At 38.0% G+C, this 350-nt stretch carries 1 protein-coding gene; it reads left to right on the forward strand.

Annotation, left to right across the window (positions count from 1 at the left end):
• On the forward strand, positions 1-350 hold a 350-nt coding region (locus P3R27_RS14990), incomplete at both ends, for a BspA family leucine-rich repeat surface protein (RefSeq protein ID WP_301399221.1).

Genomic DNA, 350 nt, shown 5'->3' on the forward strand with positions numbered 1-350 from the left:
ATGCCGAAAGTTTACAAGTGATAGATGTTTCCAATTGGAATACGTCGAACGTTACCAATATGGGATGGATGTTCAGTGGTGCAAGGAATCTAGAAACCCTAAATGTTTCCAATTGGAATACGTCGAATGTTACTGATATGTCATTTATGTTTAATGGTGCAAGGAATCTAGAAACCCTAAATGTTTCCAATTGGAATACGTCGAACGTTACCAATATGGGATCAATGTTTCAGAATGCCGAAAGTTTACAAGTGATAGATGTTTCCAATTGGAATACGTCGAACGTTACCAATATGGGATGGATGTTCAGTGGTGCAAGGAATCTAGAAACCCTAAATGTTTCCAATTGG

This window comes from Enterococcus spodopteracolus (genome assembly GCF_030441955.1).
Classification (GTDB): Bacteria; Bacillota; Bacilli; order Lactobacillales; family Enterococcaceae; genus Enterococcus_B; species Enterococcus_B spodopteracolus.